Consider the following 24,989-nt stretch of genomic DNA (forward strand, 5'->3'; position numbering starts at 1 on the left):
TGTTCTGCGTCTAAGCTCTAACCGGAGGACCCTCCGGTGACTCCAAGTTAACCGGAGGAGCCTCCGTTTAACAGGTGATCTGGGTCACAGGAGTGGAGCAAGGCATGCGCGCGGACGCCCAGCGCAACCGGGAGAAGCTGCTGAAGAGCGCGGTCCGGCTGTTCTCCGAACGCGGTCCCGAGGTGGCCCTGGACGCGGTCGCCAAACAGGCCGGGGTCGGCATCGGCACGCTCTACCGGCACTTCCCGACCCGCGAGGCGCTGATCGAGGCGGCCTACCGCAACGAGCTGGCCGAGGTGTGCGAGGCGGCGCGGGAGCTGCTGGCCGAGCTGCCCGCCGATCAGGCCCTGCGGGCTTGGATGGACCGCTTCCTGGCCTACTGGACCACCAAGTCGGGCATGTCCGCCGCGCTCAACGCGGTGATCGCCACCGGCGCCAACCCGTACGAGCAGAGCCGGGACCTGCTGGACTCGGCCATCCGGCTGCTGCTGGCCCCGGCCGCGGAATCGGGCGCGCTGCGCACCGACGTGGCGCCGGAGGAGGTGCTCTTCGCGATCAGCGGGGTGGCACTGGCCACCGCCGCGATGGGCCGCGCCGCGATGGACCAGCGTGGGCTGGCAGGCCGCCAGCTCGACCTGATCATGGACGGCCTGCGCTACCGGCCCCAGGGCCTGTCCGCAAAGCCGCGCCCGCGATAGCCGCGTCGAGGCGGCCCCTGGCGGCACGGCCGGACCACCCGAATACGCCCGGTATGAGGGCGGCCCGTCCGCACCACCAGGAACCACCTCGATCACGACTCTCGCCCACGCGGCTCCGCGGACAGGCCCTAGCTCGCGGTTTCGGCCTTGGCCGCCGCCCGGTTGGCCGAGGCGCGGAACAACGTCCAGGCCACGATCGCCGACAGCAGTCCGGCCCCGCCCACCGCGACGAAGCCCCAGGGAGGTCCGGCCAGGTCGATGGCCAGTCCGGCCAGTGGCGCGCCCAGCGCGCTGCCCGCGGTCAGCGCGGAACCGTGCAGGCCCAGTGCCTCACCGCGCACCGACTCCGGGGTCAGCCTGCTGACCTCCTCGGAGGTGGCCGCGATGGTCGGCGCGCAGAGCAGTCCGGCCGGGATCAGCATCAGGCCGAGCAGCCACCACTGGTCGGCGAAGGCCACCGGGATGGTGCACAGGCCGAGCAGGCCCATCAGCACCAGCGACGGATAGGAGCGGCGCATCGCGCCGTAGACGAAACCGCCGATCAGCGAGGCCAGGCACCAGATCGGGATCACCGCGCTGGTCCAGGGCAGCTGACCGGCCTCACGCAGCACGCCCACGATGGCCAGATCGCTGCCGGAGAGCACCAGCACCGCGCCGGCGGAGGCGGCCAGCACCGCCAGCATCCGGGTGGTCAGCCAGCTCGACCGCGGCGGGCGCGGGCCGGTGGCCACCTCGCTGGTGCTGCTGCGGGTGGCCGGGTTGAGCAGGTACAGCCCGATCCCGGCGAGCACGATGCAGCTGCCAACGCCGATCATGGCCACCTGTCCGGACAGGCCGGTCACCACCACCACGCCCAGTGCGGGCCCGACCATGAACGCCGCCTCGACCACCATCGAGTCCAGCGAGAACGCGGTCCGCCGCTGCGCCTCTGGCACCAGCGCGGCCATCGCCTGCCGGGAGATCGAGTGCACCGGCAACGCGAACAGCCCGCCGAAGACCGCGGTGGCCAGCAGTCCGGTCAGGCCGAGCCAGGGGCTGGCGAACCAGAACACGCCCTCGACCACGGTGGTCATCAGGATCACCGGGCGCAGGCCGACCGAGTCCACCATCCGGCCCAGTAGCGGCGAGCCGACCGCGAGCCCGATGGTCACCGCCACCGAGACCACCGCCGCCCAGGTGTAGCTCTGCCCCAGGTCCTGCAGCACGTGCAGGTTCAACACCATTGGCCCTGCCGCGATCGGGGTCCGGGCCAGCAGGGTGACAACGACCAGGGGACGGACGCCGGGCAGCGCGAACAGGCGGCGGTAGGGCTCGATCGGCACCTGTGCATGGTGACTGGCGGCACCGACAGTCGTCCAAGAGGTTTCCCGCACCTTGGCAGGTCAGCCCCGGGCCTTTCTTGACTCATTCCAGAAAAAGTGGTGGAGTGATGCTGTCATGAACACCGAGACCACCCCGCTGCCACCCGCTGCCCGCGACCGGCTCCGCTCGGCCGGACTCCGGGTCACGCAGCCGAGGATCGCGGTGCTCGAGTGGCTCTCCGGTCACCCGCATTCGACCGCCGACCAGGTCGCCACGGCCACCAGGGCCCGGCTGGGCACGGTGTCCACCCAGGCCGTCTACGACGTGCTGGCCGCCTGTACCTCGGCCGGGTTGTTGCGCCGGATCGAACCGGCGGGCCACCCGGCCCGGTTCGAGACTCGGACCGGGGACAACCACCACCACCTGGTGTGCCGGATCTGCGGGCACACCGAGGACGTCGACTGCGTCCGCGGCCAGCGGCCCTGTCTCGACCCCTCCGACACCGCGGGTTTCGCGGTGGACGAGGCCGAGGTCGTGTTCTGGGGCCGGTGCCCGAACTGCCTGGCCGCCGGCGCGGAGGATCACCACCACGAGGAGTGAACAGCGTGACCCAGCAGCGGTACACCACGACCAACGCGGGTATCCCGGTCGCCAGTGACGAGCACTCGCTGACCGCGGGCGCCAACGGGCCGATCCTGCTCCAGGACCACTACGCCATCGAGAAGATGGCCCAGTTCAACCGCGAACGCGTGCCGGAACGGGTGGTGCACGCCAAGGGCGGCGGCGCCTTCGGGTTCCTGCAGATCACCGAGGACGTCAGCCAGTTCACCAAGGCCGCGCTGTTCCAGCCCGGCGTGCGCACCGACGCCCTGGTGCGCTTCTCCACCGTGGCCGGGGAACTGGGCTCGCCGGACACCTGGCGGGACCCGCGCGGTTTCGCGCTGAAGTTCTACACCCCAGAGGGCAACTACGACCTGGTCGGCAACAACACCCCGGTCTTCTTCATCCGCGACCCCAGCAAGTTCTCCGACTTCATCCACTCGCAGAAGCGCCGCGCGGACAACGGCCGCCGCGACCACGACATGCAGTGGGACTTCTGGTCGCTGTCCCCGGAGTCCGCGCACCAGGTCACCTGGCTGATGGGCGACCGCGGCATCCCGAAGAGCTGGCGGCACCAGAACGGCTACGGCTCGCACACCTACCTGTGGGTCAACGCCGGTGGCGCGAAGTTCTGGGTCAAGTACCACTTCAAGACCGACCAGGGCATCGAGTTCCTGACCTCGGCCGAGGCCGCGCAGATCGCCGGGGCGGACGCGGACTACCACATCGCCGACCTGTGGAACTCGATCTCCGGCGGCAACGCGCCGAGCTGGACGCTGTACGTGCAGGTCATGCCGTATGAGGACGCCGCGGACTACCGGTTCAACCCGTTCGACCTGACCAAGGTGTGGCCACACGGGGACTACCCGCTGACCAAGGTCGGCAAGCTGGTGCTGGACCGCAACCCGGACAACTACTTCGCCCAGATCGAGCAGGCCGCCTTCGAGCCGTCCAACCTGGTGCCCGGCATCGGCCCGTCCCCGGACAAGATGCTGCTCGGCAGGCTGTTCTCCTACCCGGACACCCACCGCCACCGGATCGGCCCGAACTACATGGACCTGCCGGTCAACCGCCCGCAGTCGCCTGTGCAGTCCTACTCGAAGGACGGCGCGATGCGGTATCAGAACATCAGCGACCCGGTGTACGCGCCGAACTCCTACGGCGGGCCCAAGGCCGACGGGCAGCGGTTCCCGGACGACGCGGACGGCTACGGCGTGACCGGGGAGATCGTGCGCTCGGCCTACGCGCTGCACCGCGAGGACGACGACTTCGGCCAGGCTGGCACCCTGGTGCGTCAGGTGATGGATGACGCGGCGCGGGCGCGGCTGGCCGACAACATCACCGGGCACCTGGGCAACGGGGTGTCCCGGCCCGTGCTGGAGCGGGCGCTGGCCTACTGGCGCAACGTGGACAAGACCCTGGGTGACAAGGTCGCGGAGCGGTTCACCGGCTGAGTGAACCGGCCTCACCGGATCGGGGGTTCTACTACCCTCGGTCCGGTGATGCTGCCAGGGCAGGACCCGTTGGAGGAGACCAAACGCGCGACCCAGACCGCGCTGGAACGCGCGGTCGGCGAGGGCAGGCTCACCCTGGAGGAGTTCACCGCCCGCGCGGACACGGTGTGGCGGGCGCAGGATCCGGCCGAGATCGCCCGCGCGGTGCAGGACCTGCCAGCGCCGGTCCTCCCGCCCGCGCCGGCGGCGGCCATGGCCAGGGTCAGCACCAAATCGATCTTCGACGACGTCCGCCGCAGCGGCCGGTTCACCCTGCGTTCGGGCACCACCATCAGCGCGATCTTCGGCGACGCCAAGGTGGACCTGCGGCAGGCGGTGATCAGCGAGCCGGTGGTGGAGCTGACCGTGTTCAGCTGCTTCGGCGATGTGGTGATCACCCTGCCCAAGGGGATCAACGCCGAGGTCAACGGCTCGGTGGTGTTCGGCTCGGAACGGGTGGAGTTGTCAGGGGAGCCCGCGCTGCCGGGCAGCCCGCTGCTCCGGATCAACGCGCGGTCGATCTTCGGCGACGTCAAGGTGCGCGACCAGAGCCTGACCGAGCGGGTCAGGAACTGGCTGGACCGGCTGTCCTAAAGGCCAGTTGACCTCCAGCTGGCTGGAGGTCGTACCGTGCTGGGCGGGTCGGCCGAAGGAAGGAACTACTCGTATGACGGTCACCGTGGTGGGCATCGGCGGATCGCTGCGCGCGGACTCCCAGTCCCAGCGCGCGCTCGACCTGGTGCTGGCCGGGGCCCGCGAGGCTGGCGCCAAGACGGTCGCCTTCACCGGGCCCGACCTGGTGCTGCCCTTCTACGACCCTGGCCTGCCGGAACGCCAGGAGAACGCGATCCGGATGGTCGAGGCGCTGCGCACCGCCGACGGCGTGGTGCTGGTCTCGCCCGGCTACCACGGCACGGTCTCCGGCCTGGTGAAGAACACCCTGGACTACATCGAGGACCTGCGCGGCGACGAGCGCCCGTACCTGGACGGCCGCGCGGTGGGCTGCGTGGCCACCGCGATGGGCTGGCAGGCCGCGGTCACCACGCTCACCGCGCTGCGCTCCATCGTGCACGCCCTGCGCGGCTGGCCCACCCCGCTGGGCGCGGCGCTCAACTCCCGCGAGGTCAGCTTCGACCTCGGCGGCGGCTGCACGGACACCCAGGTCGGCGACACCCTGCGGACCATCGGCCAGCAGGTGGCCGAGTTCGCCCTGCGTGGGCGGCATCAGCCTGAAGGCCGACCAGGGGCGCTACTTCGCGACGACGAACGCTGACGAAGTCCGTGGTTACCGTGGCCTGGTGACGCAGCCACCCTTGGAGTCGGCCCTCGACCTGGTCAAGACCCGGGCGCAGACCACGCTGGAACGCGCGGTCGGCGAGGGCAGGCTCACCCTGGACGAGTTCACCGACAAGGTCGACCTGGTCTTCCAGGCCACCGACGAAGCAGGCGTGCGGGCGGTGGTGGGCGCCCTGCCCGCCCCGCTCACCCCGGCCACCACCGTGGTCAGCCGACAGTCGATCTTCGACGACGTGGCCCGCGGCGGCCGCTTCGCGCTGCCCACCGGCGCCACCGTGTCCTCCTTCTTCGGCGACGTCGAACTGGACCTGCGGCAGGCGGTGATCACCGATCCGCTGGTGGAGGTGCGAACCTGGAGCTGGTTCGGCGACATCGAGGTCACCGTGCCGGAAGGGGTCGAGGTCGAGGTGCGCAGCGGCCTGGTCTTCGGCGACGAGGTGGTCGAGCTGGCCGACGTGCCGCCGGTGCCGGGCGCACCCAAGATCCGGATCAAGGCCTGGACCACCTTCGGCGACGTCCGGGTGGTTTCCGCGGCCTGATCAGGGGAAGACCTGCTCGTGTCCCCGGATGCGAGGAGGTTCGACGTGACGACCAGCCCGATCACCAGTCCACTCGGCCAGGCCGAACGTGACAGCACCGGCGCGGTGCTACAGGCCGCGCTGGTCGACCTGATCGACCTGTCCCTGGTCGCCAAGCAGGCGCACTGGAACGTGGTCGGCCGCCAGTTCCGCGATGTGCACCTCCAGCTCGACGAGCTGGTCACCGCCGCCCGCGGCTACTCCGACCAGGTCGCCGAACGCGCCGCCGCGATCGGCGTCTCCCCGGACGGCCGGGTCACCACGGTGGCCGAGACCACCGGCGTGCCGTCCTTCCCCGCGGACTGGAAGCAGGACACCGAGGTCATCGGCGCGATCGTGACCATGCTGGGCACCCTGGTGCAGCGGATGCGGGTCCGGATCGACGCCACCGACAAGACCGACCTGGTCACCCAGGACCTGATCATCGAGATCACCGGCAAGCTGGAGGAAGCACACTGGATGTGGCAGGCCCAGCTCGCCTGAGCCGGACCCGCCACCAGTGCGCGAGGTTCACCCGGTGGCGAGAACCCGCCGGGCGAAGTCGATCTCGGCCGCCGTCTGGCGCATCGTCTCGGCCACCACCAGCGAGCCGTGGCCCGCGTTGTACCGGTAGACCTCGTAGGCGGCGCCACGCTCGGCCAGCCGGTCCAGGTAGTTCTCGATCTGCCGGATCGGGCAGCGCGGGTCGTTCTCGCCGGCCAGCACCAGCACCGGCGTGGTCACCTTGTCCACGTAGGTGATCGGCGAGGACGCCTCGTACCGCTCCGGCAGCTCCGTCGGCGACCCACCGAACAGCGCCCGGTCGTAGGCCCGCAGCGGCTCCATCTCGTCCTCGTAGGCGGCCACGTAGTCGGCCACCGGCACGCTGGCCACCCCGGCCGCCCACAGCTCGGGCTGGGTGCCCACCGCCAGCAGGGTCAGGAACCCGCCCCAGGAGCCACCCGCGACCACGCACCTGGCCGGGTCGGCCAGGCCGGAGCCGACCGCCCAGGCGTGCACCGCGGCCACGTCCTCCAGCTCGGTCAGGCCGGGACGGCCCTCGATGGCGTCCCGCCACACCGAGCCGTAGCCGGTGGAGCCGCGGTAGTTGATGTGCACCACCGCGAACCCGGCGTCCACCCAGGCCGCGCGGTAGGCGGAGAACCGGTCCTCATCCGCCGAGTGCGGCCCGCCGTGCAGCTCGAACACGGTCGGGAACGGACCCTCGCCCGTCGGCCGGGTGACCAGCGCGTGCACCGTGCCGCCGGGACCGGCCACGAACGCGTCGTCCAGCGGCACGCTCTCCGGGGCCCGCTCGCCCTGCGGCTCCAGCAGCACCCGGTCCACCCCGTCCGGGCCGATCGCGCGCACCGCGGGTGGCTGGCCGGAGTAGGACCAGGAGTACTCCACGGTGCCGTCCGGGCGGACCTCGGCCGAGCTGACCACACCCCGCGCGGTGTCCACAGTGGACAGTTCGCCGGTGGTCAGGTCGTAGCGGTGCAGGGTGTTGCGGGCCTGGTAGGTGTGCGAGATCAGCAGCGCGCTGCCGTCGGGGTACCAGTCGCCGACGATCTCACCCGGCAGGTCGATGGTCAGCTCGACCTCGGTGTCGGCCGCCACATCCCAGAGCAGCAGCTCCTCCCGGCCACGGCGCTCGTGCAGGATCAGCACCCGCTGATCACCCGGCACCGGGCTGAAGGCCAGCGCGTCCAGGCCCTTGCCCTTGCCGTCCCACTTCTCCGCCACCGCGCCGCCGTCGGCGGTGCGCAGCACCCGCAGCGCCGGGTGCCGGGAGTCGCCGTGCTCGGAGTGCGAGATGACCAGGAACGTCTCGTCCTTGGCCAGCGAGCCGACCCCGCCGTCGTGCTCGTTCTGGTAGACGATCTCCGACGGCGCGCCGTCCCGGGAGATCCAGATGGTGGTGCCGTCGTCGGTGGCGGTGCCCAGGGCGACCACCCTGCTGCCCAGGGCCAGCCCGGCCGGGTAGGCGTCCGGGGTGCCCGGCAGCGCGGGCACCGGGTCAGCGCCGCCGCCGTAGGGCTCGCTGACCCAGTGCCCGAACTCGTCGCCGTCGGTGTCGGCGAACCACCAGATGTGCTCGCCGTCGGGGGTGAGCGTGGCGTGCGTGGTGCCGTTCTTGCGATCGGTCACCTGCCGGTGCGCGCCGGAGTCCCGGTCCCAGGTGTAGACCTCCCAGACCCCGCCGAGGTTGGAGATGTAGAGGCTGCGCTGCGGCGCGTCCTCGGCCCAGCCCGGTCGCGACACCCTGGGTGCCGCGAACCGGGCCCGCCACCTCGCCTCGGCGGCCGGATCGGCGAAGAGCTGGTCGGGAACCTGTGTGGTCGGATGCTGGCTCACACCCCGATCCTAGAGTCCGTTACTCGGCAATGATGTCCGTCGTCAGCCCGGGGGCCTTGCGGATCTCCGGCTGCGTGTACCGGCCAGGCACCCAGCCCTTGCGCACGTACAGCTCGGTCTGGTCGTAGTGGTGCGGCGAGGCCGGGTTGGCCGACTGCGAATAGGTGAGCACGGACTGCGAGCGCGGCCCGTTCTTGCCCAGCTGGGCGGCCATGATGAAGCTGGAGCCCATCTCGACCTTGCCGTAGCTGCCGTCCGCCTGGATCTTGGTCGTGCTCGGCTCGGTCACGTTGAAGCAGCCCTCGCTGCCCGCGCAGCCCTGGATCGGCAGCAGCTTGCGGGAGGGGGCGTCCCGCTGGGCCTTGCCGAGTTCCAGCTCCAGCGGCAGGTTGTTCCGCAGCAGCCGCTGCACACCGTCCGCGATGGCCGTCCTGACCTTGGGCTCGGCGGTGTTGAGCGTGTGCGGGGTGCGCACCGGGTCCTTCGGGTCGAAGGGCACCACGAACTTGTTCGGCAACGGCCGGATCCCGCCGTAGACCTCCCGCCACAGCACCGCGCCGGGACTGTCGATGTCCATCCGCCCATCCCACTTGGCCAGCACCGCGCCCGCCGTGCGCACGTCGATCTTCGCGCCGTCGGTGGCGGTCATCGCCGGGTTGGCCTCGATCAGACCGACCACCGCGTCCCGGAACAGCTCGCCGGTCAGCGTGCGGTTGCCCAGCATGGCCCGCTGCAGGTTCGGCAGGTCGAACCCTGGCGCGCCCAGCCCGTCACTGCCCGCGCGGCGCTGGTCCACCATCAGGTGGGACAGCCGGTCCCGCGGCGAGCGCGGGTCGGCCTGCGGGCCGTACATCCGCGGGTAGCCGGTCAGCGGGGCGGCGGCGTTGGTCAGCCAGGCCGACTCGTTGGCGTTCTGCACGTAATCGGCGCGCTGCTGCGCGGGCTGGTTCCCCGGCCCGAACACCCCGGGCGTCACCGCGTCCGGATCGCTGCCCCAGCCGCATTCCAGCCGCGAGCCGTTGAGGATCACCCGGCCAGGGTAGGAGGCCCGGCCTGCCGGGGTGTCCACGCAGCGCCGCGCGTGCGCGTCGGTCACATGCGGCACCACCGAGGCGTCGGCGTAGAAGCTCTGCCCCTTGGCGTCGGCGGCCACGGTGTTGGTGAAGGCCGACCCCTGCACCCGGTGCAGCGCGTCCCTGACCTCGGTCACGTCCTTGGCCCTGGCCACCGCCAGCTCCTGGTCCATCGCCCGCAGACTGTCCTCATTGGACCCGCGCACGGCGAAGGCCATGGTGTCGGTCCAGCCGTCGGCCAGCACCGGCCCGTACCGGGAGCGGTACAGCACACGCTCCACAGTGGACAGTGAACCGTCCGCGCCGCGCACCTGGACCCGCACGGCCTGCTTGCTCATCGGTTCGGTTTTCCCGTCCACCACATAGGAAGTCGGGTCACCGGGGGCCAGCTTCAGCTCGAACATGGTGAACCGGTGCGCACTGGAGACGGTGTGCGTCCAGGCCATCGACTCGTTGTGCCCGATCGCGATCGTCGGCAACCCGGCCAGCGCGGCGCCCAGCACGTTGAGCTTGCCCGGCACGGTCAGCTGCGCCTGGTAGAGCCGGTTCGGTCCGGCCCACGGGAAGTGCGGGTTGCCCAGCACCATGCCGCTGCCATCCCTGGTCGCCTCCCGGCCCAGCCCCCACGCGTTGCTGCCCACCGCCATCATCTCCGCCGCCGCCGGAATCGCCGGGATTCCCTTGCCCGTCGGCGGTTTCGCGTTGGCGATCAGCGAGGTGAACGAGGACACCCCGGTGAGCTGGCTGGAGTCGTGCAGGTTGCGCCACAGGTCCAGCTCGGTCAGCGGCCGCACCCAGGCCTTGCCCCGGCAGGTCGGATCCGGCAGCCGGTCCACCCCGGTGGTCCGCAGGTACCGGTTGAACCCGGCCACATACCCACGCAGGGTCTCCCGGATCTCCAGCGAGGGCCCGGACTTCTCCGCCAGCAACCGCTCCAGCCGCCCGGAGTCGTTGAACGCCCGGAAGTACAGGTCGCTCTCCAGGTTGGTGAAGGTGCCCGGCCCGTTGTTGAACCGCCCCTCCGGCCCGAAATGCCGGGATCGCTCACCGGCCAGCGTGGTCACGTGCTCAGCCAGCAGGCACAGGTTGTCCTGCGCGTAGGCATACCCGAACCCGTACCCGGCCGATCCCATGCTCGCCCCGGTGATGTGCGGCACCCCGTACTCGGTCCGCTGGATCACCGCCGAATAGGTCTGCCCGTCCCTGAGCGCCACCTCCGGCGCCGCCGCCGACGCGGGTGCCGCCAGCACACTCCCAGCCACCGCGGCCACCACCGCGCCCACCACAAGACTTCGCCCCATCTGGTGAATTCCCCCACGCCTAGAAGAGTCGGAACATCAAGTAGTCAACCCGACCCGATCCTGCGGCACCTCCGGAGAAACCCGGACAAGATGTGCCCTTTGGGCACGGACAACCACCTAAGTGGACTCAGGGGGACCCCGGAAACGACTTAAGGTCGCCACCGAACGTTCTCGGTGGCGACCTTAAGTGTGGTCGGGGTGACAGGATTTGAACCTGCGACCTCTTCGTCCCGAACAAGGTCCCGGCAGATTCCCGACCTGCGATCCGCCCGTAAAGCCCTGGTCAGAGCGTTGGTACCCGTCGGTCCGTGTGGGGCACCACGGGCCTCTGGGAGAGGTTCTTCTCCCAGATTTCTCCCAGCTCCCTGGGCTGGAACGTACGGCCGGTGGGTCGGGGCGCGCAGCGGAGCAGGAGCAGCGCGTGGGCCTGCATCTGCACTTACTACAACCAACTTCTCTCAGACTCGAAAACAAACCCGTAAACCCGGTTGATCATGTGTACATGTGCTCTGACCTGGGGAAACACGCGCCGGGTTTGGAGTCGGCACCAAACCCGGTGAAACCCGGCGCAAACCCGGAAACCCGGCTCCTGGGCCGCGGGAAGCACGTCAGGCCCTACTACCCCCGCGCGGGTAGTAGGGCCGCTCTTCGTGTGTCCGCGTTCCCTTCGACAGTCCCCACCAACGTCCGATCCACAGATAGGAGCTTGACCATGCGCGCCAACCAACCCAGCCCGCCGACCACAACGGCGACCCCGCAGACAGCCGGTGACCGCGGCTGGCGTGCCGCAGGGTTCGGCCATCTCGGTGTACCTGGCCAGGAACGTCCCACGAGGAGTGGACACGGCGGTCCGGGCTGCCACGATCGCCATGTGGCCCAGCAAGTTCTCACCCGGACCGCGTCGCTGCTCGGGGCGTGTGCAGCGCTGGTGCTGTGCACGGCGGCCAAGTGCGAGCCGAAGCCGCCCGCCCCGGGCCTGGTGAAAGCCTGCGGCGTGTCGATTGCGCGCCCGGAGGTCATGGGCAAGCGCGTAGTGGGCAGGGTTCGCCCGAGCTGCGACCAGCCCCCGGCCTCGCATCAGCTCCGCGCGACGCTGGAAGTCCAGGTCGGTGGCGAGTGGATGACCTGGGGCCGGGAACTGCTGACCCGGCGGATACCGGACCAGGCTGGGTTCGAGGTCATCGTGGGTGGCGAGTGCAGGGAGGGCGAGTACCGTGTTCGTGTCCGGGTGACCGGGACGGGGCCGGCGCCGAAGCAGTTGCCGTTCCAGCACACCGAGACTGGCCGGTCAGCCCAGATCACCAAACAGGATTGCGACGCGGGAAGGTGAGCACGATGCAACCGACGACTCGCTACCTCGGGTGGACGGTCCATGTCCGCGACTGGACCAGCCCACAGGCGCCGCTTCTGTATGGCCCAGGCCCCGCCAGCGACCTTTCTCCGCACCAGAACGAGCCCACGGACCAAGGCGTGGTCCAGGCCGTGGAAGTCGACGGCGAACAGGTGCTTCACCAGGTGCTCTTCACCAACGGCTCGACCTGGTACCTGGAATTGCCGCACCCCAGCGTGGAACTGTGTCAGCCGCCGCCCAGCCAGGTCCCCGCGGCTTGACCGCACCGCTGCCCGGCAGGTTTCTGCGAACCAGCCGGACCAGTCGTCTCAGTTGCCGAGCACCTTCGCTAGCATTTCTGCCGAAGTGACACAGCGGAAACCCGTGTCGTCATCACACATGGTCACGGCAGCGTCATTGAATGACGACGGGGTTGCCCGGCTGAAAGGGCTAGTCCAGGCTCCGCCCTTCAGTTCGCGCCTACCGGGTTTGGTCTCTGTTGTGCACCATTCCCAGACATTGCCGCACATGTCGTAAACACCATAAGGGCTGATGCCGCTCTGGTAGCAGTCACCCGATGTTGTGCTGCCGACGCCGTTCTCGCGCACGTTACACTTTGCCGGAGTGGGTTGGTCGCCCCAGGGGTAGACACTTCCGCGTGTGCCCCGGGCGGCCTTCTCCCATTGCTGACTGCTGGGTAGCTGCTTTCCTGCCCACTCCGCATAAGCGTTAGCGTCAAGCCAGGTGACGAAGATAACTGGGTGATCGGCAAGGCTTTCCGGGTAGTGCCCGTCAGTCCAATTTTGTGGCGCTGAATGCCCCGTTGCCGCAGCAAAACGCGCGTAGTCTGCGTTGCTAACCGGATGTACATCGATAAAGAACTCGGGAAGCCAAACTGGGTTATTGCTTGGGCCGGACAGAAATACGCTGCCATCCACCCTGACCATGGCGCTGCCATCCGCAGGGTGTCGAACCTGGCTGCCGCCGATGGGCTCAGCTAGCGCATCGGCCTGTGAGGGAACGAGGGAATCGCCGGTGAGGTACGCGAACCGCGCTTGCGTGTCCGGGTCGGACCGCGACAGGCATGTGTCCAGCGCGGCCTGGTTGACTGGCCGAGGGTGGATGTTCTCCCGGCCAGCCTCCCACTTCGAGATCATGCGTTCGCTGACGCCCAGATGGCTGGCGAACTCTCGGATGCTCATCCGCTTCGCCTCGCGGAGCGCCCGGACCTCCACGCCGGACCACCGTTGAACCGTCGTCACTGCTGCCCCCTGTGAGTATCTTCCACGGGCGAGCGTAGCTGGCTGGGACGCGTTCTTACACGAGTTCGGCCGGGATGTCCTCGTATAGCTCTCGCAACTCGGTCAGTACTGCATGGTCAGTGGGCCACTGCGTGTGGTCTACCGATGCGATCGGCCTGATTCCGGTGGCGGCATTGGTGGCAAATGCGGCGTCCATCTGAGGCAGGTCCGACAAGGTCAGCAGCTCGGTGGAGATTTGCTCATCGAGCGCCTGGTGGAGCAGTCGCATCGTGACGCCGTTGAGGTACTCCGACCTTGGCCAGACAATCTGTCCCTCACGGACGAACCCGATGTTCGAGGTTGCGATCTCGGAGATGGTGCCATCTGAGTTCAGGAGTAGAACATCATCGAACCCATCACGCTGGGCAAACCGCCGACGCTCAAGCACTCCGAACAATCCAATGTGCTTCACTGCCGGAATCTCGCGCCGGAAGGAAACGGCCTGCAACCGCAAAGGTGATACTTGGGCCTGGGGGGCAGCCCGGTTGGTCACAAGAACATGAGGTTCGGCATCCGACCCAATCGTGCCGAGATCAAGCGCTGGATCGTAGATGGTAACCCGAACCACGGTCGGTTGAGTGCCGCCAGACAGCACTTTTCGGATGCAGTGCCGAACGTGGTCGATATCGAGTTCCGCGTCAAAAAGATAGTGGCAGTCTCGCGCTAGCCGCTCCATATGGAGCGACAAGCCGCGCACCCGGTTACTCTCAACGCGCATTGAGGTGAAATGCCCGTAGTTGGTCAGCGCAAGGGACTTGATCTGCTTGAGGGTGGCCGCCGCACCGTTCAGTTCCATGGTGCTCAGCTTGGCACCTGACCGGCTGTTGCGATACCTAGGGGCCTGTCAAGTTCAGTGAAAGTTCAGTGGCTGCGGTTCAGCGAAAGTTCAGTGCTGAGGGGGTGTTGGGGCAGTTCTCGCCGGAGTCTTCTCGCGGTTTGCTTATGGCATGAACACGAACGGCGAACCGGAGCCACTGGGCAGGGGAGCCGACGAGACGGAGGAGAGTCCAATGGCGCGAAACTCGTTTCCTGGGATGAAGGCCGGCGGTGGCCTGGTGCCCAAGCTGGTCGGCACCCTGCTGCTGGTCGCAGTCCTGGTGCTCATCGTGAACCACCCGAGCGACTCCGCGGGCTGGGTGTCGGGCGTGGCAGGTGGCGTCGGCGATGTGGTGGACGGTGTCGCGACCTTCCTCCGCTCGCTTACTCGCTAGCTGGAGGCTGCTCAAGTGCAACAACGCGGTGGCGAAGGGCTTCAAGTTCTTCTCGGAGCTTGCGAACCTCTTGTGGAAGATCGGCATCGTTGATCTCCACCGGGAGCGAGTCCCGAACGAAGATCCCATGCCCTGGAACAGTTCTGATGTAGCCCTCAGCGACAAGCTCGTTCACCGCTCGCTGGGCCGTGGCGGGAGTGACACCGTAGTTCTTGGCCAGCTCACGGACAGGCCGCAACTGGTCGTTTGGCTTGAGCGCCCCCTCCCGGATGTCCTTCACGATCCGGTCGGCAAGAGCCCGGTACGGGTGCCCGGCACTGGGTGAGAGCTGCATGTTTGCAGGATACAGACCGTTCTAAGCCGTGTTAGATCACCCAATCGGAGTATCGACACCGCCGGTGCCGTGTAGCTAGCTTCGTATTAGCACAGCATTGAACGCCATAAGTCACCATGTAACGCCCGTCATTCGCTCCCGCTTCCAGTGATCTTGGTGGGGCAGCCCGTTCAAGCCGGGCCGGGAGCACGCAGTACCCGGTGAATCGCATATCCGCAGCACAACCGCATAGGCGGTGCGGTGGCGTGCGCCCAGATCCGGGTTGGTCTTTGAGAACTCAACAGCGTGCAACACCAAGCCAGAGGAACCGCATCGGTGGTTCGGGCCACGGGTTTGCAGTGCGCCCCATGCGACGTGATGAACGTGTGGGGCCTGCCAGCGAAGACCTCCCGCTGTGAAGCGGTGGCGAGCGCAAGCCAACGAGCCCGGCCATACGACTGCCCTCCGGCAAAGACACATCGCAACACCAAGGACACGTCCCACAAGCTCGCCGCCGCCCGCTCCCGGGTGGTGGTTGACGTGCCAGGCGAGGACCGGACGTCCCATGTGGACGGCTGGCACCTCCGGAAGCTGCAACCCCGTTCGTGGTTTGCCGGTCGCGCATCACCTGGTGCCCCAGGGTGATGCGTTCTCCGGGAGGTACACGAACTCCGCAACCTCTCCGGGCCACTCGGCCCGATTCCCCTTGTCCCGTAACTGATTTCGAGGTGACTGCTGTGCAGAACACGACCGTCAACACCGAGCTGGACGCGCTGGGCCGCCACGTTGAGGAGATGTGCGGCCGGTATCTGGAGGCGCACAAGAGCATGCGCACCCTGGCCGGTATCGCCGCGTCCTGGACGCTGCTGGTGCGCCAGCAGCCGACCCGGATGGACTACCGCAAGGCCCTGCGCCGGGCCCGCGCCGACGTCGCCGTGGCCACCGACCGCGCCGAGCGGGCCTGGGAGATCTACCAGGCCGCCGCACACCGCGCCGACGCGGTGTGGACGGCCACCGTGGGTAGGGCCGCCTGATGGCCACCCGGACCGAACTGATCGCCGACCTGCTGCGACTGGGCGCCGAGCTGCTCACCGCGCACCCGGACGCCCCGCCCGTGGCCTGCGTGTCCTCGACTGGCTCCTGTTTCGACACTGCCCGGGTCCAGCTTCAGTTGCCCTCCCAGAGCGACCTCCACGCGGAGTGTGCCGCGATCGCCGAGTGGGCCACGCTGCTGAAGCTGCCGGTGCCGTTGCGTGACTGCGGCTCCTACCTCGCGGCGGAGATCGAGTGGGTCATGCACACCCCCGCCGGCCATCCCGTCCAGGTTCAGATCTGGAACTACTTCCGGCAGACCCAGCGCCATGACCTGATCCGCGCCGTCGGTGTCGCCTTCACCGACGGCAAGGCCACGGTGTCGGCAGAGCAACTTCGCGCTGCACTTGCCGAGATCGAGCCGAAGGCGGAGGTCGCGTGATGGCGTCCAGCCCGCGTTCCCGCCGGGTCGACGGCCACCCGGAAACCTCCGCCGACACCAGGTTTTTCACCCTGCGTGCCTCCGGCTACACCGGGCCGATCGACCAGGACGGCCACCCCGTCACCATCGGGGTGGCCGCCGAAATCCTGCGCCGCCTCGCCGACTCGACCACCGAGGTGCAGTGATGTCGGCCGCCGCGATCACCTTCGCCACCGTCGCCCCCGCCCTGTGGGCCGCCCACCACGTCGGGGACTACTGGTTGCAGACCACCCACCAGGTCGAGCACAAAGGCTGCCCCGGCACCAAGGGCTGGGCCGCCGCGGCCCGCCATGTCGCCTCCTACACCGCCGCGACCGCGGCGTTCGTCGCGATCGTGTGGGCAGCCTTCGGCCTGGACATCACCTGGACCGGGTTCCTGCTCGGGCAGGCCGTGTCCGCGGTGACGCACCTGGTCATCGACCGTCGGCACACCCTGCGCGCCTTCGCCGCCCTGCTGGACCGGGCCGGGATCCGCGGCAAGTTGGGCTACTACGACAACGGTGGCTCGGCCCACCTGGACCAAGCCGCACACCTCGTGTGGCTGTTCGTGGCCGCGCTGCTGACCGCGCTGGTCGGGGGTGCGTGATGACCGGCAATCTGACCGCCTCGGTGCTGACCCCCGCTGTGGCCCAGGCCCAGCGGCTGGCCGTGCTGTCCCAGCACATGCTCTACCACTCCCACCTCTGCCCAGGTGACGTGCACCGCGACAAGATCCAGCTTCCCTTCTACGCCGGGCCCGCCGACCTGTTGGCGTGGGCCGACACGATGACCGCGCCCACCGCGCAGGTGCAGGGCATTCACGGCCTCGCCTACCTCTACATCACCGGCTTCCTGGGATGGCGCACCGAAACCATCTGGTGCACCGCCGAGGACCTGCCGGACCTGCTGGACGCGCTCGGCTTGTCCGCCGAGGCCGAGCACACCCCGGTCGACCTGGAGGTGCTGCGCACCCTCGCTGCCTCGGCGCGGAAGGTGCGGAACGGGGAAGCCACTCACCCCACGTCGGGATCTGACGTCAGGAGGAACCCGTGAGAAACCCGTTCAAGCCCAAGCCCAAGCCCTCCGTACCGCCGCCCCGACGCAGCAAGTGTCGTTGCTGTACCGCCGCGCTGCGCCGGGACGGCACCTGCCCACGGTGTTCCAACCTGGGAATCGGCACTGATCTTGACGGCCGGGACTTCCTCTCCATCTGTGCGTGCCAGGGCTTCTGAAAGCCCCCAGCGGGAGGCCGCCGAGTACGCCTCCTTCGAGCTGGACCGCACCGCACTCTGCTGAAACCCACTCCGCTCACTGTCCAGGAAGGACATTCGTAATGGGATTGTTCACGACCAGCAGCAAGACCGGCGGCACCTTGCGCAGCAAGGCCGCGGCGAAGCTCGCGAACGGCAAGACCTGCATCGTGTGCGGGGAGGCGCTGGTGTCCTTTGCGCCCAACCTGGTGACGTCGTGGGCGAGTAGGGCCAACGTCCACCCGGCCTGCACCCGCAAGGTCTAGAGCGATGGCCAAGCTTGTGGTGCACAAGCTGCGCCCGTACAGCTGGCAGAACGGCCCAGCCGTGACGATGTGCGGCATTCGCCGCACCTCCTACCACGACGGCCATTTCGCCACGGTGACCTGCCCCGGCTGCCTGGCCGCACTCCGGAAGAAGTGACCGGTGGCCCGCCAGTTCCCGTGGTTGCTGGCCGCGGTGGCCTGGTCGCAGGCCCACGAGTGGATTCGCGGTCACCACGACGGGTTGCCGCTGCTGTCCTACGGCTGCGCCCCCAAACACCTTCTCGCGACCCGCCGCCAGCTTCGCGCACAAGGTCTGCGCCCCAACGGGCAGGACCCGGTAGCGCTGTTGTACCTGCGGCACAACGCATCCAAGAAGTTCACCGTCGCGCACCTCTACCTCATCGCGGCTGCCGCTCCGGTGCGGCCGATGACCCCGGCCCGCTGGACCGCGCTGGCCAAAGCCAACCAGGCGCGCCGGATCTGCCGCACCTGCGGCCGCGACCCCCTCTACATCCTGCCGACCAGCACCAAGCAGTGCTGGCCGTGCTGGGAAACCGACCACGCCACCGACACCACCGAGATCGGAGCAGCAGCATGAGCAGCAAGACCCTTCCCGCCAGCAACCTCAGCGTCGGCACCTGGATCCGCGTCAACGGCAAGAACTACCAGATCAGCGGGATCGAGCCCGACTTCGGCGGACAGTTCAACGGCCGCTACCAGGAGTTCGACTACATGGTGCACCTGCGCGGCGGGCCGAGCATGGGCGTGGCCTACAACACCACCTTCACCGTCACGAACTGGTGAGGCAGGCCATGGCCAAGCCCCGCCGGGTGCAGGTCCGAGCCGATCAGGTCCAGGTGGGTGACTACATCACCTACGGCGAAATCCGGGGCCAGGTAGTGGAAATCACCCCCCACGGCCGGATCGACACCTGGGACGGCCCCCAGGTGTACGACTTCGTGTTCGACATCTTCAGCAACCAGGTCCTCGGCGCTGGCCGCCACGCCATGCTGACCGTCCTGAAAGGACAGTGATCGGCCCCATGCCTTCCCAACCGAACACCACCTTCACCGCGTTCCGGCCTGGCCCTGTCCTGCTGGAACTGGACCTGGCCCACGGCGAGATCAGTGTGAGCGTGGACGACCGCGAACACGCCGAGATCACCCTGACCCCGCTCCGGCACGCCGACCCGGACGCGGCCAAGCTGATTAACCAGGCCACCGCAGACCAGCGCGGCCAGCACTGGACGGTCACCGTGCCCAGTCCGGCCGAGACCGTCCACCACCGCAACGGCGGCCTGGTGGTCAGCCAGGTCATGGGCACCGTCACTGGCACCGTGGTCGGCATCAACATCGACCACTCCGGCCGGGTCACCACCGGCACGGCCGGACGCACCTCGGTGCGAGGCGGGAAGATCCGGGCCGACATCCGGCTTCCCCGAGGCAGCTCGGTGCGGGTGAACACCGTCAGCGCCAACCTCGCCACCACTGGCCTGCTCAACACGGTGCGATTCCGGTCCACCTCCGGCTCACTCACCACCGCAGCTGTGAGGGCGCTGGACGCGGACACCGTCTCCGGCACTGTGACCGCAGGGCAGGCAGAGAAGGCGCGGGTGAGCACCACCTCCGGGACCATCCGCCTGGCCAGCACCGGCATTACCGCCGTAGACACCATGTCCGGTGCGATCGAGCTGACCCTTCACGGTGGCCACGCAGACGCGGCGTCCACCTCGGGCAACGTCACCGTGCACGCCACCGAACCCTCCACTGTGGAGGTCGAGACGATGAGCGGGCACATCTCCCTCAGCGCCGCGGCCGGGGTGTCCCTGCGCGAGCGCACCCACACCATGTCCGGCCGCATCACCCGGAACCTCTGACCGTCCAACACCGGCCCGGGTCTGAAAGGACAGTGCCCCATGGGACTCGCCACCCGGATCACCGCCGCTCTGAACCGGTGGTCCACCTGCACCAACTGCAAGCACAACCGCTACGTCCGCGCGTGCGCCTGCACCGTGCGCACCTGCGTGTGCTGGGCGGAGAGGGACGGAAAAAACACCACACGCTGACGGCCCGGACCGGCGGCCAGTCCCGCCAAGAACGACCCGCCGGTCCGGTCTCCCCACACCCACCTACGTGAGCCCGGGAGGCTCCCCATGCTAAAGGTCAACCAGATGAAGCCCGGCGCAATCACGGCCTGGGCGCTGCTCGGTCTTCTGTCGGCCATCACCGCGGTGCTGGCCAGCACCGCCGCCGCTCTCTCCGCGATCCTGTCCGGGATTGCCCAGGTAGGCGACGCGGCCTGCGTGCGCATCCGCACCATGCCCAGCGCTGCCCGCCCCGGCCTGCTCGCCGCCGGGGGTCAGCGATGAACGCCCGCCCCCGCCAGGACGCGTTGCAGCGACTGGAGCAACTGCCACCCCCGCCCAGCCCGGACGACCCGCCGGCGGTACGGATCGCCTGGTTGGAGGAGGCGGCCACCGCGATGGATGGCTACGCCGATGCCTACGGCGACTCCGGCTTCGGTTCTGCCGCCGACCACCGGGCTCACGCCCGGCAGGCCCGGCAGGAAGCCGCGGCGCTCCGGGCGGGCCAGTGACATGGCCGCCACGCTCGCGGTCAGCCCCGCCCATCTGGCCCGGCTGATCGCCAACCTGACCAACAACCGGCCCGAGGCCGGGGCGCCCAACAGCGTGCTGGCCGCCTGGCACGAGGAAAAGGCCATGGTGCTGGAACTGCGGGCGGTGCACGAACCAGCCCTGGCCGCCATCCACACCCAGCGAGCCGGGATCGCGCGGGAGATGGCCGCGGAACTCCGGCGGGCTGGTGACCGGTGATGCGCCTGAACCTGTGCACCACCGGCACCTGCCGCCACTGCGGCTGGACGATCCTGCGGGCCACGCAGCCGGACGGCACCACCTACTGGGTGCATTCCGGCACCTGGCACCACCGCTGCACCACCACCGGCACCGACACCACCAGCGCAGAACCCGTGAAGTTGGAGATCGTGCGATGACCACCACCATCGAGACCCCCACGGCCACCACCTCCGACCCGGGCACCACCGCGGCGGAACCGGTGACCACCACCCCGACCACATCCGAATCACCGCTCCCGGCGCCCGCCCCGGCCATGGCCAGCGAGGTCTCCGAACCGTCCACAACCGCGGCCGCGGGACTGGCGGCCACGGCGCTGGCCGAGCATGCCGAAACCGTCTACCGGGACAGCCTGGCCGCAGGCAACCCGCTCAACGGCCGCGAACTCGGCGCCCGGTTCGACCGCAGCGAACGCTGGGGCCGAGACCGGATCTCGGCTGTGCGCGCCAGCGGCAGAGGCGCGAGCAAGACCCGCGCCGGCGGCACCCGCCGCAAGACCACACCGGCCAAGCCCGCCGCCGCCACGGCGGCCACGCCGGTGGCCCCCAGCGCCGCCGAGACGGCAGGGGCACCGGCAGTGCCGGAGGCCACGCGGCAGCCGGTTGCCGCCCCCGTGTCCAGCTTCGCCGCCTCGGTCGCGGCTGCCGAAACGGCAGCGGCCACCCGGCCCCGGATGCGGACCTGGCCGGTGTGGCTGCTGGCCGCACCGGCCTTCGTGGCCATCTGGGGCGGCTGGGTCGGACTCGGCGGTATGACCGGCTTCGGCAAGATCAACCTGCTGCCTGGGATCTGGAACAGCCTGGTCCTCAACACCGCCATCACCCTCCCGATCGGTGTAGAGGCGTACGCGGCCTTCGCCCTGCGGGTGTGGCTGTCCAACACCATCCGCTCCCCGCGCGCCCGCCGCTTCGCCATGTGCTCCGCGATCGGCTCACTGCTGCTCGGCATGGCCGGGCAGGTCGCCTACCACCTGATGAAAGCCGCCGGGGTGGTCACCGCCCCCTGGCCGATCACCGCGTTCGTGGCCTGCCTGCCCGTGGTCGTGCTCGGCTGCGGCGCCGCACTGGCCCACCTGATCACCCACGACCGGCCCGAACAGGAGGACACCCCGGCATGAACCCCGCCCACCCCCGCCCCGGGGACACCCCCGCCCACGGCAACCCGCAGCCCACCGAGAACACCGCGCTCGCGCCCATCCCGGCCCGAACCGGGATGCCGGACCGGCAGCGCCCCGTGCTGGCGCGGGCCGGGACGTGGGTGGGCTGGCACGCCGCCGAACTCACCGCGGTCAGCTTGCCCCTGGCCGCGGCCGCGATCTGGTCGCGGTGGTTCGCCGTGCTCGCCGCCGTGGCGGGCGCGGCCTGGATTCACTACGAGATCCGCACGGCGCGGCAGCACCGCACCACCGGCGGCGCGGCTGCCGTTTCGGCAGCCGCCCACGATGAGAAAGGACCGCGGTCATGACCACCGACAACACGACTCCCGATGCCGCTGCCGGTGATCTGGCACGCGTGCACTACCTGCACGACCGACACCCCGGCGAGGGCACCGACAACGAGGTGCTGGAAGGGGAGGTGATGACCGACGCGCAGTACCGGCAGCACCTGAGTCAGAAGGCCCAGGCCCTGGCCCGCTACCAGGGATACCGGCAGGGCGCCCGAACCCTCTGGCAGGGTGCGAACCGCAGCGGCACCCGGATCGGGCGCTTCGCCCGCCGTCACGGCACCTTCATCGCCAAGGGCATGGAGGCCGAGCGGCAGCGCCGCAAGGCCGAACGCGGCCAGAACGATGCCCGCACCGCCCGCAAACAAGCCCTGGCCCAAGGGGACCTGGACCGGGTCGCGGTGCTGAACAAGCAGATCCAGGACGCCCGCCACCTGCGGGTGGACACCCTGATGAAGTGGGTCGAGCTGGGCTGGTCGGTGGCCAAGAAGACCGTGCTCGCCGTCGGCGCGCTGCTGTGCAGTGCGGTGGTGCTGGGCCTGGTCAACGGCCTGGGTGGCTGGTTCGGCGACTGGGGTGTAGGTGACGTCCTGGGCACCACCGGCGGCATCATCACCACCGGCTGGGCCGTCGTGTCCTTCACCGTGCTGCACGCCTGGCTGTTCGCGCTGGCCGCGGCGGTGGTGTGGGGTTTCCGCCGGTGGAAGGACGGGCTGCGCCTGGGCGAGTCGGTCCTGCCCGAAGACCTGCGCCGCACCGCCGGCACGTCCGTGCGGTATGTGGAGCTGACCGAGTCGGCGCTGGCCACCGCGCTGGCCAACATCCGTAACGACAAGCTCAACGCCGCGATCAAGGACGGCTGGCCCAACCGGGACACCGACAACGCCTGGGTGCTGATGCCGATGATGGACGGCAACGGCTACACCGCCAAGATCCGCCTGCCCTACGGGGTTCCGGTGGCGGTGGTGGCCAAGGCCAAGGAGTACCTGGCCCACAACCTGGGCTGCCGCATGCAGGAACTGTTCATCGAAGCCGATGAACACGACCCGACCGTGATGGACCTGCACCGCCTGGAACCCGGAGCGCTACGCGCCCCGGTGCCGCCGTATCCGCTGCTGGAAGACGGGCAGACCGACTACTTCAAGGGCTTCCCGGTCGGCATCACCCCCCGCGGTGACCTGGTCACCGGGGTGACCTCCGAACGCAACTACGTCATCGCCGGGGAGATGGGCTCAGGCAAGACCACCATGATCCTGGCGCTGCTGGCCGGGGCGATCCTGGACCCGCTGGTCGACATCGACGTGTTCATCTTCGCCACCAACAACGACTACGACTGGCTCAAACCGTGCCTGAACACCTTCTCCGACGGCGACGGCAAGGAGAAGGTGCAGGCATGCATGGACCACATCCAGGCTCTGCACGCCGACCTAGAGCTGCGGGGCCAACTGCTGAAGAAGTACGACGTCAACGAGGTCAACCGGGAGGTCGCGGCCAAGGACTCCCGGCTACGGCCGCGGGTCGTGGTGATCGATGAGTGCCAGTCCTACTTCCGGCAGGGAACCCCGAAGAAGCGGCGCGAGGTGATCGACCAGATGGTGCGGTTCTTCTCCGCCGCCCGCAAATACGGCATCACCATGATCTTCGCGACCCCGGTTCCCTCGGATCAGTCGCTGCCGCGTGACCTGGTGTCGGTGACCTCCAACGCGGCCTGCTTCGCCATCAGCGACAAGACCCGCAACAACGTCGTGCTCGGCGACAAGGCCCACGAGAACGGCATCTCCGCCCTGGGCCTCAAGGCCAAGACCGAGACCGAACTCAACGACGCGGGCACCTCCATCACCCGCGGTTTCATGCCCACCCCCGGAACGGTGCGCAGCTACTTCCTCACCAAACAGGAACGCACCCGCCTGGTGGAGCGCGCGGTGGAACTCCGTGGCGGCCAGGCCGCCGGCGCGACCCCCGCGGCCGTAGAACGGGACTGGCTGGCCGATCTGGCCCAGGTCTGCCAGGGACAGGACAAGGTCCGGCTCACCGACGCCGCCGGGTGGCTGCGCAAGCTCGCCCCGGCCTACCGCGCCTACAAGAGCCTGGACGGCAAGACCCTCGCCGAGTGGCTCGACGGGGTCGGCGTGCCGGTCACCTGGCCCTCCCGCCAACCCACCGCAGTCACGGAGCGTATCCATACTGCGGTGAATGAGAGGGAGTCCATCCCGGCTGGTGAGTGAGCAGGCCCGACCTGCCGCCACCCCCGCCCCAGCCACCCTGGCCGGGGCGGGACCAGGCCGTTCACCCGTTCACTCCCGCACCGTCCGGACAGCTCAGGGCACGTGAACGGGGTTTTCGGGCACGGTCGTGAGTATTCACGCGCCGCGTGCTGACTCACGTGCTCGCTCACCCCTCACTCGCAGGCTCCGCCGAGCCTCGCCATACCCATCGTCAACTACACACGGTAACTATTGGAGGCGTTCTGTTCAGCAACCACATCCCCGTCCCGCCGCGAGGCAGCGGGAGGCGCACCCGGTGAGCCGCAGCATCCTCACCTTGATCCTGGCCACCGCCGTGATGGCGGTGGCCTTCACCGACCTGGCCCCGCCGCTGGCCCCGCTGGCCACCTTCGCCCTGGCGCTGCTGGCCCTGGGCTATGTGGCCGCCTGCCGGTGGTTCCCGTTACGGCGCTGCCCGGCCTGCAAAGGCAGCGGGCACATCACCGGTGGCCTGCTCGGCGGGATCCGCTACTGCGGGCTGTGCCGCGGCGAAGGCATCCAGCTGCGCCGGGGCGTCGTGCTCTGGCGCCGCCTGCGCCGCGGCCGAGGTCGCCGCTGACCTGCTCACC

At 69.1% G+C, this 24,989-nt stretch carries 35 protein-coding genes; 29 read left to right on the plus strand and 6 right to left on the minus strand.

Features of this window, described 5'->3' with window-relative positions:
• Positions 1 to 104: 104 nt before the first annotated feature.
• Positions 105 to 698, plus strand: a complete 594-nt coding sequence (locus tag ACTOWY_RS35140) for a TetR/AcrR family transcriptional regulator (RefSeq protein ID WP_441313909.1) — start codon at positions 105 to 107, stop codon at positions 696 to 698.
• Positions 699 to 826: 128 nt separating this feature from the next.
• On the opposite strand, the gene ACTOWY_RS35145 is transcribed toward ACTOWY_RS35140, so the two are convergent.
• The gene (locus ACTOWY_RS35145) at positions 827 to 2,020 is read right to left on the minus strand and encodes an MFS transporter (protein WP_441313910.1); all 1,194 of its coding nucleotides are present in this window, start codon (positions 2,018 to 2,020) and stop codon (positions 827 to 829) included.
• Positions 2,021 to 2,135: 115 nt separating this feature from the next.
• On the opposite strand from ACTOWY_RS35145, the gene ACTOWY_RS35150 reads away from it, so the two are divergent.
• The 6 genes from ACTOWY_RS35150 (at position 2,136) to ACTOWY_RS35175 (ending at position 6,450) form a co-directional block, all read left to right on the plus strand.
• A complete protein-coding gene (locus ACTOWY_RS35150) occupies positions 2,136 to 2,600 on the plus strand; it encodes a Fur family transcriptional regulator (protein ID WP_441313911.1) in 465 nt (154 codons plus the stop codon).
• A gap of 5 nt (positions 2,601 to 2,605) precedes the next feature.
• Entirely contained in the window at positions 2,606 to 4,054 is a 1,449-nt protein-coding gene (locus ACTOWY_RS35155) for a catalase (RefSeq protein WP_441313912.1), read from the plus strand.
• A 48-nt stretch (positions 4,055 to 4,102) separates the two neighbouring features.
• A complete protein-coding gene (locus ACTOWY_RS35160; RefSeq protein ID WP_441314017.1) occupies positions 4,103 to 4,687 on the plus strand; it encodes a DUF1707 SHOCT-like domain-containing protein in 585 nt (194 codons plus the stop codon).
• 73 nt (positions 4,688 to 4,760) lie between these two features.
• Complete coding sequence (locus ACTOWY_RS35165) at positions 4,761 to 5,366, plus strand: NADPH-dependent FMN reductase (RefSeq protein ID WP_441313913.1); 606 nt, start codon at positions 4,761 to 4,763, stop codon at positions 5,364 to 5,366.
• Between the two features lie 25 nt (positions 5,367 to 5,391).
• Entirely contained in the window at positions 5,392 to 5,928 is a 537-nt protein-coding gene (locus ACTOWY_RS35170) for a DUF1707 SHOCT-like domain-containing protein (protein WP_441313914.1), read from the plus strand.
• Between the two features lie 45 nt (positions 5,929 to 5,973).
• The gene (locus ACTOWY_RS35175; protein WP_441313915.1) at positions 5,974 to 6,450 is read left to right on the plus strand and encodes a Dps family protein; all 477 of its coding nucleotides are present in this window, start codon (positions 5,974 to 5,976) and stop codon (positions 6,448 to 6,450) included.
• A 27-nt stretch (positions 6,451 to 6,477) separates the two neighbouring features.
• Here the strand turns inward: ACTOWY_RS35175 and ACTOWY_RS35180 are convergent, their stop codons facing one another.
• Both ACTOWY_RS35180 and ACTOWY_RS35185 read right to left on the minus strand, forming a co-directional pair.
• Positions 6,478 to 8,304: a prolyl oligopeptidase family serine peptidase gene (locus ACTOWY_RS35180; protein ID WP_441313916.1), complete on the minus strand. Its 1,827-nt coding sequence runs from the start codon at positions 8,302 to 8,304 to the stop codon at positions 6,478 to 6,480.
• A 19-nt stretch (positions 8,305 to 8,323) separates the two neighbouring features.
• On the minus strand, positions 8,324 to 10,678 hold the full coding sequence (locus ACTOWY_RS35185) for a penicillin acylase family protein (protein ID WP_441313917.1): 2,355 nt from the start codon (positions 10,676 to 10,678) through the stop codon (positions 8,324 to 8,326).
• Between the two features lie 871 nt (positions 10,679 to 11,549).
• Here ACTOWY_RS35185 and ACTOWY_RS35190 point away from each other — a divergent pair.
• A complete protein-coding gene (locus ACTOWY_RS35190; protein WP_441313918.1) occupies positions 11,550 to 12,008 on the plus strand; it encodes a hypothetical protein in 459 nt (152 codons plus the stop codon).
• Positions 12,009 to 12,148: 140 nt separating this feature from the next.
• The gene (locus ACTOWY_RS35195; protein WP_441313919.1) at positions 12,149 to 12,289 is read left to right on the plus strand and encodes a hypothetical protein; all 141 of its coding nucleotides are present in this window, start codon (positions 12,149 to 12,151) and stop codon (positions 12,287 to 12,289) included.
• Between the two features lie 48 nt (positions 12,290 to 12,337).
• On the opposite strand, the gene ACTOWY_RS35200 is transcribed toward ACTOWY_RS35195, so the two are convergent.
• Both ACTOWY_RS35200 and ACTOWY_RS35205 read right to left on the minus strand, forming a co-directional pair.
• Positions 12,338 to 13,243 carry an SUMF1/EgtB/PvdO family nonheme iron enzyme gene (locus ACTOWY_RS35200; protein WP_441313920.1) on the minus strand — a complete coding sequence of 302 codons (906 nt, stop codon included), beginning with the start codon at positions 13,241 to 13,243 and terminating at the stop codon, positions 12,338 to 12,340.
• 82 nt (positions 13,244 to 13,325) lie between these two features.
• Positions 13,326 to 14,105: an aminotransferase class IV family protein gene (locus ACTOWY_RS35205; protein WP_441313921.1), complete on the minus strand. Its 780-nt coding sequence runs from the start codon at positions 14,103 to 14,105 to the stop codon at positions 13,326 to 13,328.
• Positions 14,106 to 14,319: 214 nt separating this feature from the next.
• Here ACTOWY_RS35205 and ACTOWY_RS35210 point away from each other — a divergent pair, with 214 nt between their 5' ends.
• On the plus strand, positions 14,320 to 14,520 hold the full coding sequence (locus ACTOWY_RS35210) for a hypothetical protein (protein WP_441313922.1): 201 nt from the start codon (positions 14,320 to 14,322) through the stop codon (positions 14,518 to 14,520).
• Here the strand turns inward: ACTOWY_RS35210 and ACTOWY_RS35215 are convergent.
• On the minus strand, positions 14,510 to 14,854 hold the full coding sequence (locus ACTOWY_RS35215) for a GntR family transcriptional regulator (protein ID WP_441313923.1): 345 nt from the start codon (positions 14,852 to 14,854) through the stop codon (positions 14,510 to 14,512). The genes ACTOWY_RS35210 and ACTOWY_RS35215 overlap by 11 nt on opposite strands.
• Positions 14,855 to 15,570: 716 nt before the next feature.
• On the opposite strand from ACTOWY_RS35215, the gene ACTOWY_RS35220 reads away from it, so the two are divergent.
• The 19 genes from ACTOWY_RS35220 to ACTOWY_RS35310 all read left to right on the plus strand — a co-directional run bounded on the left by ACTOWY_RS35220 (position 15,571) and on the right by ACTOWY_RS35310 (position 24,979).
• On the plus strand, positions 15,571 to 15,867 hold the full coding sequence (locus ACTOWY_RS35220; protein WP_441313924.1) for a hypothetical protein: 297 nt from the start codon (positions 15,571 to 15,573) through the stop codon (positions 15,865 to 15,867).
• Positions 15,867 to 16,307, plus strand: coding sequence for a hypothetical protein (locus ACTOWY_RS35225; RefSeq protein ID WP_441313925.1), 441 nt, complete (start codon positions 15,867 to 15,869; stop codon positions 16,305 to 16,307). Before ACTOWY_RS35220 ends, ACTOWY_RS35225 begins: the two co-directional genes overlap by 1 nt.
• Positions 16,307 to 16,492 (plus strand): hypothetical protein, encoded by a 186-nt coding sequence (locus tag ACTOWY_RS35230; RefSeq protein WP_441313926.1) that lies wholly within the window; start codon positions 16,307 to 16,309, stop codon positions 16,490 to 16,492. Before ACTOWY_RS35225 ends, ACTOWY_RS35230 begins: the two co-directional genes overlap by 1 nt.
• A complete protein-coding gene (locus ACTOWY_RS35235; protein WP_441313927.1) occupies positions 16,492 to 16,932 on the plus strand; it encodes a DUF3307 domain-containing protein in 441 nt (146 codons plus the stop codon). Before ACTOWY_RS35230 ends, ACTOWY_RS35235 begins: the two co-directional genes overlap by 1 nt.
• Positions 16,932 to 17,378: a hypothetical protein gene (locus tag ACTOWY_RS35240; RefSeq protein ID WP_441313928.1), complete on the plus strand. Its 447-nt coding sequence runs from the start codon at positions 16,932 to 16,934 to the stop codon at positions 17,376 to 17,378. Before ACTOWY_RS35235 ends, ACTOWY_RS35240 begins: the two co-directional genes overlap by 1 nt.
• 280 nt (positions 17,379 to 17,658) lie before the next feature.
• Positions 17,659 to 17,841, plus strand: a complete 183-nt coding sequence (locus tag ACTOWY_RS35245) for a hypothetical protein (protein WP_441313929.1) — start codon at positions 17,659 to 17,661, stop codon at positions 17,839 to 17,841.
• A gap of 4 nt (positions 17,842 to 17,845) precedes the next feature.
• Complete coding sequence (locus ACTOWY_RS35250; RefSeq protein ID WP_441313930.1) at positions 17,846 to 17,998, plus strand: hypothetical protein; 153 nt, start codon at positions 17,846 to 17,848, stop codon at positions 17,996 to 17,998.
• Positions 17,999 to 18,001: 3 nt separating this feature from the next.
• Complete coding sequence (locus ACTOWY_RS35255) at positions 18,002 to 18,439, plus strand: RRQRL motif-containing zinc-binding protein (protein WP_441313931.1); 438 nt, start codon at positions 18,002 to 18,004, stop codon at positions 18,437 to 18,439.
• Positions 18,436 to 18,645 carry a hypothetical protein gene (locus ACTOWY_RS35260; RefSeq protein WP_441313932.1) on the plus strand — a complete coding sequence of 70 codons (210 nt, stop codon included), beginning with the start codon at positions 18,436 to 18,438 and terminating at the stop codon, positions 18,643 to 18,645. The genes ACTOWY_RS35255 and ACTOWY_RS35260 overlap by 4 nt, the downstream gene beginning before the upstream one ends.
• Before the next feature lie 8 nt (positions 18,646 to 18,653).
• Positions 18,654 to 18,875, plus strand: a complete 222-nt coding sequence (locus ACTOWY_RS35265; RefSeq protein ID WP_441313933.1) for a hypothetical protein — start codon at positions 18,654 to 18,656, stop codon at positions 18,873 to 18,875.
• An 8-nt stretch (positions 18,876 to 18,883) separates the two neighbouring features.
• Positions 18,884 to 19,717 (plus strand): DUF4097 family beta strand repeat-containing protein, encoded by an 834-nt coding sequence (locus tag ACTOWY_RS35270; protein WP_441313934.1) that lies wholly within the window; start codon positions 18,884 to 18,886, stop codon positions 19,715 to 19,717.
• Positions 19,718 to 20,011: 294 nt separating this feature from the next.
• On the plus strand, positions 20,012 to 20,209 hold the full coding sequence (locus ACTOWY_RS35275; protein ID WP_441313935.1) for a hypothetical protein: 198 nt from the start codon (positions 20,012 to 20,014) through the stop codon (positions 20,207 to 20,209).
• Positions 20,206 to 20,436: a hypothetical protein gene (locus ACTOWY_RS35280; RefSeq protein WP_441313936.1), complete on the plus strand. Its 231-nt coding sequence runs from the start codon at positions 20,206 to 20,208 to the stop codon at positions 20,434 to 20,436. Before ACTOWY_RS35275 ends, ACTOWY_RS35280 begins: the two co-directional genes overlap by 4 nt.
• 1 nt (position 20,437) lies before the next feature.
• Positions 20,438 to 20,674 (plus strand): hypothetical protein, encoded by a 237-nt coding sequence (locus ACTOWY_RS35285; RefSeq protein WP_441313937.1) that lies wholly within the window; start codon positions 20,438 to 20,440, stop codon positions 20,672 to 20,674.
• A complete protein-coding gene (locus tag ACTOWY_RS35290; RefSeq protein ID WP_441313938.1) occupies positions 20,674 to 20,853 on the plus strand; it encodes a hypothetical protein in 180 nt (59 codons plus the stop codon). Before ACTOWY_RS35285 ends, ACTOWY_RS35290 begins: the two co-directional genes overlap by 1 nt.
• The gene (locus tag ACTOWY_RS35295) at positions 20,850 to 21,830 is read left to right on the plus strand and encodes a hypothetical protein (protein ID WP_441313939.1); all 981 of its coding nucleotides are present in this window, start codon (positions 20,850 to 20,852) and stop codon (positions 21,828 to 21,830) included. Before ACTOWY_RS35290 ends, ACTOWY_RS35295 begins: the two co-directional genes overlap by 4 nt.
• Positions 21,827 to 22,177 carry a hypothetical protein gene (locus tag ACTOWY_RS35300; protein ID WP_441313940.1) on the plus strand — a complete coding sequence of 117 codons (351 nt, stop codon included), beginning with the start codon at positions 21,827 to 21,829 and terminating at the stop codon, positions 22,175 to 22,177. Before ACTOWY_RS35295 ends, ACTOWY_RS35300 begins: the two co-directional genes overlap by 4 nt.
• Positions 22,174 to 24,381, plus strand: a complete 2,208-nt coding sequence (locus ACTOWY_RS35305) for an ATP-binding protein (RefSeq protein WP_441313941.1) — start codon at positions 22,174 to 22,176, stop codon at positions 24,379 to 24,381. Before ACTOWY_RS35300 ends, ACTOWY_RS35305 begins: the two co-directional genes overlap by 4 nt.
• A 295-nt stretch (positions 24,382 to 24,676) precedes the next feature.
• The gene (locus ACTOWY_RS35310) at positions 24,677 to 24,979 is read left to right on the plus strand and encodes a hypothetical protein (protein ID WP_441313942.1); all 303 of its coding nucleotides are present in this window, start codon (positions 24,677 to 24,679) and stop codon (positions 24,977 to 24,979) included.
• Positions 24,980 to 24,989 lie beyond the last annotated feature (10 nt).

It is taken from the genome of Crossiella sp. CA198 (assembly GCF_052078295.1).
In the GTDB taxonomy this organism is placed as follows: domain Bacteria; phylum Actinomycetota; class Actinomycetes; order Mycobacteriales; family Pseudonocardiaceae; genus Crossiella.

What these genes read in the sequence shown, in the direction of transcription:
- ACTOWY_RS35240 (WP_441313928.1), top strand. Translation starts at nt 16,932, where the DNA reads ATGACCGGCAATCTGACCGCCTCGGTGCTGACCCCCGCTGTGGCCCAG.
- ACTOWY_RS35245 (WP_441313929.1), top strand. Translation starts at nt 17,659, where the DNA reads ATGGGATTGTTCACGACCAGCAGCAAGACCGGCGGCACCTTGCGCAGC.
- ACTOWY_RS35230 (WP_441313926.1), top strand. Translation starts at nt 16,307, where the DNA reads ATGGCGTCCAGCCCGCGTTCCCGCCGGGTCGACGGCCACCCGGAAACC.
- ACTOWY_RS35250 (WP_441313930.1), top strand. Translation starts at nt 17,846, where the DNA reads ATGGCCAAGCTTGTGGTGCACAAGCTGCGCCCGTACAGCTGGCAGAAC.
- ACTOWY_RS35225 (WP_441313925.1), top strand. Translation starts at nt 15,867, where the DNA reads ATGGCCACCCGGACCGAACTGATCGCCGACCTGCTGCGACTGGGCGCC.
- ACTOWY_RS35305 (WP_441313941.1), top strand. Translation starts at nt 22,174, where the DNA reads ATGACCACCGACAACACGACTCCCGATGCCGCTGCCGGTGATCTGGCA.
- ACTOWY_RS35210 (WP_441313922.1), top strand. Translation starts at nt 14,320, where the DNA reads ATGGCGCGAAACTCGTTTCCTGGGATGAAGGCCGGCGGTGGCCTGGTG.
- ACTOWY_RS35280 (WP_441313936.1), top strand. Translation starts at nt 20,206, where the DNA reads ATGAACGCCCGCCCCCGCCAGGACGCGTTGCAGCGACTGGAGCAACTG.
- ACTOWY_RS35265 (WP_441313933.1), top strand. Translation starts at nt 18,654, where the DNA reads ATGGCCAAGCCCCGCCGGGTGCAGGTCCGAGCCGATCAGGTCCAGGTG.
- ACTOWY_RS35205 (WP_441313921.1), bottom strand. Translation starts at nt 14,105, where the DNA reads ATGGAACTGAACGGTGCGGCGGCCACCCTCAAGCAGATCAAGTCCCTT.
- ACTOWY_RS35295 (WP_441313939.1), top strand. Translation starts at nt 20,850, where the DNA reads ATGACCACCACCATCGAGACCCCCACGGCCACCACCTCCGACCCGGGC.
- ACTOWY_RS35150 (WP_441313911.1), top strand. Translation starts at nt 2,136, where the DNA reads ATGAACACCGAGACCACCCCGCTGCCACCCGCTGCCCGCGACCGGCTC.
- ACTOWY_RS35275 (WP_441313935.1), top strand. Translation starts at nt 20,012, where the DNA reads ATGAAGCCCGGCGCAATCACGGCCTGGGCGCTGCTCGGTCTTCTGTCG.
- ACTOWY_RS35235 (WP_441313927.1), top strand. Translation starts at nt 16,492, where the DNA reads ATGTCGGCCGCCGCGATCACCTTCGCCACCGTCGCCCCCGCCCTGTGG.
- ACTOWY_RS35285 (WP_441313937.1), top strand. Translation starts at nt 20,438, where the DNA reads ATGGCCGCCACGCTCGCGGTCAGCCCCGCCCATCTGGCCCGGCTGATC.
- ACTOWY_RS35185 (WP_441313917.1), bottom strand. Translation starts at nt 10,678, where the DNA reads ATGGGGCGAAGTCTTGTGGTGGGCGCGGTGGTGGCCGCGGTGGCTGGG.
- ACTOWY_RS35165 (WP_441313913.1), top strand. Translation starts at nt 4,761, where the DNA reads ATGACGGTCACCGTGGTGGGCATCGGCGGATCGCTGCGCGCGGACTCC.
- ACTOWY_RS35215 (WP_441313923.1), bottom strand. Translation starts at nt 14,854, where the DNA reads ATGCAGCTCTCACCCAGTGCCGGGCACCCGTACCGGGCTCTTGCCGAC.
- ACTOWY_RS35160 (WP_441314017.1), top strand. Translation starts at nt 4,103, where the DNA reads ATGCTGCCAGGGCAGGACCCGTTGGAGGAGACCAAACGCGCGACCCAG.
- ACTOWY_RS35140 (WP_441313909.1), top strand. Translation starts at nt 105, where the DNA reads ATGCGCGCGGACGCCCAGCGCAACCGGGAGAAGCTGCTGAAGAGCGCG.
- ACTOWY_RS35300 (WP_441313940.1), top strand. Translation starts at nt 21,827, where the DNA reads ATGAACCCCGCCCACCCCCGCCCCGGGGACACCCCCGCCCACGGCAAC.
- ACTOWY_RS35290 (WP_441313938.1), top strand. Translation starts at nt 20,674, where the DNA reads ATGCGCCTGAACCTGTGCACCACCGGCACCTGCCGCCACTGCGGCTGG.
- ACTOWY_RS35260 (WP_441313932.1), top strand. Translation starts at nt 18,436, where the DNA reads ATGAGCAGCAAGACCCTTCCCGCCAGCAACCTCAGCGTCGGCACCTGG.
- ACTOWY_RS35270 (WP_441313934.1), top strand. Translation starts at nt 18,884, where the DNA reads ATGCCTTCCCAACCGAACACCACCTTCACCGCGTTCCGGCCTGGCCCT.